This is a genomic window from Promicromonospora kroppenstedtii DSM 19349 (assembly GCF_000515355.1).
Classification (GTDB): Bacteria; Actinomycetota; Actinomycetes; order Actinomycetales; family Cellulomonadaceae; genus Promicromonospora; species Promicromonospora kroppenstedtii.
This window is the reverse complement of record NZ_KI911665.1, coordinates 921-6,351: the sequence shown is the minus strand read 5'-3', so window position 1 is coordinate 6,351 and position 5,431 is coordinate 921. Positions and strand designations below refer to the sequence as shown.

3 protein-coding genes are annotated in these 5,431 nt (G+C 70.4%); 2 read left to right on the top strand and 1 reads right to left on the bottom strand.

Annotation, left to right across the window (positions count from 1 at the left end):
* On the top strand, window positions 1–697 hold a 697-nt coding region (locus tag PROKR_RS12345), incomplete at its 5' end, for a fumarylacetoacetate hydrolase family protein (RefSeq protein WP_084800410.1).
* Between the two features lie 81 nt (window positions 698–778).
* Here PROKR_RS12345 and PROKR_RS12340 read toward each other — a convergent pair.
* Entirely contained in the window at window positions 779–4,726 is a 3,948-nt protein-coding gene (locus PROKR_RS12340; RefSeq protein ID WP_036963627.1) for an Ig-like domain-containing protein, read from the bottom strand.
* 160 nt (window positions 4,727–4,886) lie between these two features.
* Between PROKR_RS12340 and PROKR_RS12335 the strand changes: the two genes are divergently transcribed.
* Window positions 4,887–5,431: GDSL-type esterase/lipase family protein (locus tag PROKR_RS12335; RefSeq protein ID WP_245605804.1), on the top strand; the 545-nt coding region annotated here is incomplete at its 3' end.

Sequence of the window (5,431 nt, the reverse complement as noted above, 5' to 3'; positions counted from 1 at the left end):
GGAGCTGCCCGTGCTCGACGGAGCGGACACGCTGCGCCGCGGGGCGCCGATCGCGCGACCCGCCGCCGTCGTCTGCATCGGGCAGAACTACGCCGCGCACGCGCGGGAGTCCGGCGCGGAGCCGCCGCGGCTGCCGATCATCTTCTTCAAGCACCCCAACACCGTCGCCGGCCCGGACGACGCCGTGCCCCTGCCGCCCGGCGCCGAGAAGGTCGACTGGGAGGTGGAGCTGGCGGTCGTGATCGGCCGGCGCGCGAGCTACCTGCCGTCCGTCGAGGCGGCGCGCGCGCACGTCGCGGGGTACACCGTGGTGGACGACGTGAGCGAGCGGGCGTGGCAGCTCGACGACTCCCTGGGCCAGTGGTCCAAGGGCAAGTGCGGGCCGGGGTTCCTGCCCACCGGCCCGGCGCTCGTACCGGCCGACGAGGTGGACCCGGGCGCCTTGCGGCTGCGGTCCTTCGTCAACGGTCAGCCGCGGCAGGACTCGTCGACGGCGGACATGATCTTCGGCGTCGACGCGATCGTGCACCACCTGTCGCAGTACATGGCGCTGGAGCCGGGCGACCTGATCTGCACGGGCACGCCCGAGGGCGTCGCCCTGTCGGGCCGCTTCCCGTACCTGACCGACGGCGACGAGGTCACCCTGGAGATCGAGAACCTGGGCCGGCAGACCCACACCTTCACCGCCCTCTCCTGACCCCCACCCGTTGAGTGCGGGCTATTTGTTGCATATCACGCGTTGGTTCAACAAATAGCCCGCACTCAACAAACGAGGTGGTCAGTTGATCGGGGAGATGCTCATCTCGCCCGCAGGACCCTGGCGGTAGACCGTGAAGTAGCCCGGCGCCGCCAGCGGGTTGTCCGGCGTGTCGTCGAGGTAGCTCCACACCGGCTCGCCGTCCACGCGCAGCACCACGCGGACGCCGCCCTCGACGGCCACGGTGCCGAACGTGACCTCGTGCGTCGAGCCCGGCTCGATCACCGTGTTGGGGAAGACATCGATCATGAAGACGTCCGGCTTCCACCGCTGCATCTCGATGACGTCCTCCTTGATCACCACGAGGTAGCCCGAGTTGCTGTTGGTCCACACGGGCAGGCCCGCGGTCCTCGAGCGGACGGAGAACCCGAACCAGCCGCCGTTGAAGTCGCCGAACGACGTGTCGAACCGCAGCAGCTCGTCACCGAACGTCGCCGGGGCGAACCCGGAGGCGCTGCGTGGTGCCAGATGCGCCGCGCCGTCAGCGATGGTCACGCCGCCGGACGGCGCCCACGCCGTCGCGTCGAGGATCTCGGCGCCCAGGTCGGTCACGGGGTGGTCGGCCGCCTGCACGGTCACCGTGGACGACGCCGACAGGCCGGGCACGGCCGTCGAGGTCGCCGTGATCGTCGCCGTCCCGGCCGAGACGCCGCGAACGGTCCCGTCGGCGTCCACGGTGGCGACCGCGGCGTCGCTGGAGGACCACTCCAGGCCCGTGCGCGTCGCGTCCGCCGGCGTGAACGTGGCGTCGAGCTCCCAGGTCTCGCCCGGCTCGATCGTGGTGGCCGACGGCGCGAGCGTGACGCTCGTGGGGTCCACCCCGACCAGCGAGAACGTGACGTCGTCGAAGTCCAGCGCCGTGAAGCCCTGCACGTAGAAGCCCACCTTGCCGGCCGCGGCCGGGGCCGGGTTGGCCCCCGACACGACCTCCTCGCCGTCGAGCAGCACCCGCACGCCGTCCGCCGTGACGACCACACGCACGTCGTACTGCGTGCCCGGCGCCAGGCCCTCGCCCGCGGGCAGCGTCACCTGCTTCACCGTGCCCCACGCGGAGTCGAAGATCGTCCACGTGGATCCGGCCGCCGCGTGCCGGTAGCGGACGTACCCGCCCGGCGTCGCGCCCGTGCGGTCGTAGACGAGCAGCTGCCCGCCCTCCGGCACCTCGGCCGGCGTCGTGACGGTGAAGTCCAGCGCGTACTGCGAGAACTGCCGGTCGAGCTGCGTGTTGGCACCGTTCTTGACGCGGAGCACGTGGTCACCCGTGCCGTCGTCGACGATCGCGCGGTTGGCGTCGGTGGGCCAGCCGTTCGCCCCCGACTCGAAGTCGGTCCGGTGCAGCACGCCGTCGCCGGCGGCCACGGTGACCGTCATCTCGTCACGGATGGCCGGGTCGGCCTTCGACTCGACGGTCACGACCAGCTCGCCCGGCCCGATGGCGGTGAGCACGCCGGACGCGCTGACCGTCGCGACCTCCGGGTCGCTGGAGGCGTAGGCGACGGCCTGGTTCGTGGCGTTCCACGGCACGGCCTGCGCCGCCACCGAGAGCTCGTCGCCCAGCGTGATCGTGAGCTGGTCGCCCGGCAGGGCCAGGGACTCCAGCGCCACCTCGTCCGGGGTCTGGGAGTGCCCCACGTGCCCGTCGGTGCCGATCTCGTCGAACGGGATGGCCTCGAAACCGGGGATCTGGTCGAACACGGCGGCGTCGTCCCGGAAGGCGTAGTCGCCGCCCTCCGCGTCCACGAACCCGGGGTCGGTGTCCGTGACCCAGTTATCCCCGTAGTTGAGCAGGTTCTTGGTGTCGAGGGCGCCCTCGGCGTTGACGTCGGGGTTCCGGGACCGGTTCGGGTTCCAGATCACGTTCCGGCCGAACGAGCTCTTGTTCGGGAAGTAGTGGTTGTCCTCGAAGAAGTGCCCCAGCTCGGGGTACTTCGTCAGGTACGGCGTGCCGACGAAGTCGTCGTTGTCGGCGAACACCTTCTCCCACTTGGGCATGTACACGCGGTCGACGGTGTTGCCCTCGCCGTCGCCCATCCACTGCGTGTAGTTGTCGTACGGCACCGTGGTGTCGACGAACACGTTGTTCACGGCGTCGATGTAGTCGGCCGAGCCGGACTTGATCGCGTCGTTGCCCATGTTCACGAACACGTTCTGCTCGATGTTCAGGTCCCACGTGAAGTTGTCCGCGTAGATGCCCTCCACGCCGTGCTTCGTCAGGCCCACGTCGTGGAAGTAGTTCTGCCGGAACACGTGGCCACGCTGCTGCGGCGTCTCGCCCGAGTTCATGTAGATCGCGCCGAGGTCCTGGAACGTCTTGCAGACGTCGTAGACCTCGTTCTGCTCGAACAGGTGGTCGTTGCCGTGCACGATGATGCCCGGGTGCGGGGCGTCGTTGATCTCGTTCCCGCGCGCCACGTTGCCCACGCCGTCGAACATCACGCCCGGGTTGTAGGCCTTGTGGTAGTAGGCGAAGTCGTGGATGTGGGAGTCCTCGACCCGGTTGTTGCCGGGCGCCAGCGTGGTCTTGTTCCCACCCTGCAGCACCACGCCGACGCCGCCCACGTGGCGGATGTCGTTGGAGACGACGGCGTGGTCCGTGCCGCCGCGGTTCACCGGGATGCCGTCGTACGTGTACCGGCCGGGGGAGTTGATGAGCACCCCGCCGTCGGTGAAGTTCTGGATGTCGCTGTTCGAGACGGTCACGTGGCTGCCGCCGAGGATGACGGCCGCGTTGGCCCGGCCGTAGTCGAGCACCAGGTCGTCGAACGTCACGTACGAGGTGCCGTCCGTGCGGATCATCGGCTCGTCGAGCGTGGTCACCACCGGCGCGCCCCGCTCCGCCAGGAATGACGCGTTCGGCACCAGGTACAGCATGCCGGTGGCGCGGTCGATGTAGTACTCGCCGGGGGCGTCGAGCTCCTCCAGCAGGTTCTGCGCGAAGTGGAAGTCGGGGTACCAGGTCTTCATCAGGCCCGACATCTCGCCGTAGCGCAGCGTGATGGTGCGCGCGTCGGTGTCGATCGACTCGATCTTGTTGTACGACCACTCCCAGCTCTGGCCGAAGATGCCGTCCAGCCAGATGTCGTCGGCCTGGCCCCAGTGCTGCGGCCGGTCGTAGGAGTAGCTGAACGTGCCGCCCCGGTCCTGCAGGTCGGCGTCGTCCTTGGTGGGACCCGGGTCGATGATCTTGTTCATCTGCACGGTGTCCGCCACCGCGCCGGCGTTGGGCCAGCGGGCGAGCGTCATGTCCTGGCCGTCGACGTACAGCTCCATCGGCGGGGTGGTGCTGACGTCGTTGGCCTTCCAGTACCCGTGCCGGCTGAGCTGGCCGTAGTCGTCGATGCCGAGCTCGCCCAGGTCGATCTGCAGGATGTCGTCGCGCGCCGACGTCTCGATCACGCGGTCGAGCACGGCCTGGTCGGTCACGGGGGAGAAGCCGTCGTACGGCAGCTCCTTGCCGCCGGAGACGGTGGCGGTCTCGCCCGGGTAGGAGCGGTAGGTGATGGGCGCGTCGGCGGTCCCCGAGTCCTCGGCACCGAGCGTGAACGACGCCGACCGCTCGTAGGTGCCCTCGCGCAGGTAGACGGTGACGCCGTCGTCGGGGAGGTCGTCCGCGGCGCGAAGGGCGCGGATGGCGTCGCGGGCGGCCTCCAGCGTGGCGAGCGGGGCGGCCTCGGTGCCGGCGGCGCCGTCGTCGCCGTCCGGCGAGAGGTAGATGGTGCCCTGGGCCCCCGGGGCGTGCGGCCCCTTGCCGGGCTTCCCGGGCTTGGGCTTGCCCGGCTTCCCGTGGCCCTTGTCCTTGCCGTCCTGCTTGCCGGGGGAGGGTCTGTCGGGTCTGTCGTCGGTGGTGATGGCGGGCGCGTGCTGCGCCCCGGTCTGCGGGACCGTCGCGGCGGCCGCGCTGGTGGCTGCCGCGCCGACGACGCACGTGGCGACGGCGGCGGCGAGCAGGGCTGACAGTTGTCGCTTCATTGCGAGTGCTCCGACCTCTTCGGTGATGGTCACGGACTGCGGGTCGACGTCGACCTACGGCTGGCAGCGGGAGCGATGCTACATTAATCGATAATCGCTGACAATGAGGTGCCGGTGCTCCCGGTACGGTCGGACCTGTTCATCACACGAAGGAGTGCTCATGACCAGCGGTATCACCAGCGACATGACGAGCGGCAACGGCGTCGGGCGGCTCGTCTTCGTCGGCGACTCGATCACCGACGCCGGCCGCGACCGGGCGGACGCCGCGTCGCTCGGCGACGGCTACGTCAGCCTCGTCGCGGGGGACCTGCCCGGAGCGGAGGTGCGCAACCTCGGCATCGGGGGCGACCGCGCCGTCGACCTGGAGGCCCGCTGGGACCGGGACGTCGCCCCCTCGGCGCCCGACGTGCTCACCCTGTACGTGGGCGTCAACGACACGTGGCGCCGCTTCGACCGCGACGACCCCACGACCGCCGCGGATTTCGAGGCCGCCTACCGCCGGCTCCTGGACCGTGTGCCCGGCACCCCGCGCCTGGTGCTGATCGAGCCGTTCCTGCTGCCGGTTCGCGCCGAGCAGCACGACTGGCTCGACGACCTCGCGGGCAAGCGCGACGTCGTCACGCGCCTCGCCGCGGAGACCGGGGCCGCCCTGGTCCCGCTGCACGGCCTGCTCACCGCAGCGGCCGAGGCGGCAGGCCCCGCCGG

Bases quoted from the DNA above. Each gene is read 5' to 3' on its own strand.
- PROKR_RS12340 (WP_036963627.1), bottom strand. From the start codon at position 4,726: ATGAAGCGACAACTGTCAGCCCTGCTCGCCGCCGCCGTCGCCACGTGC.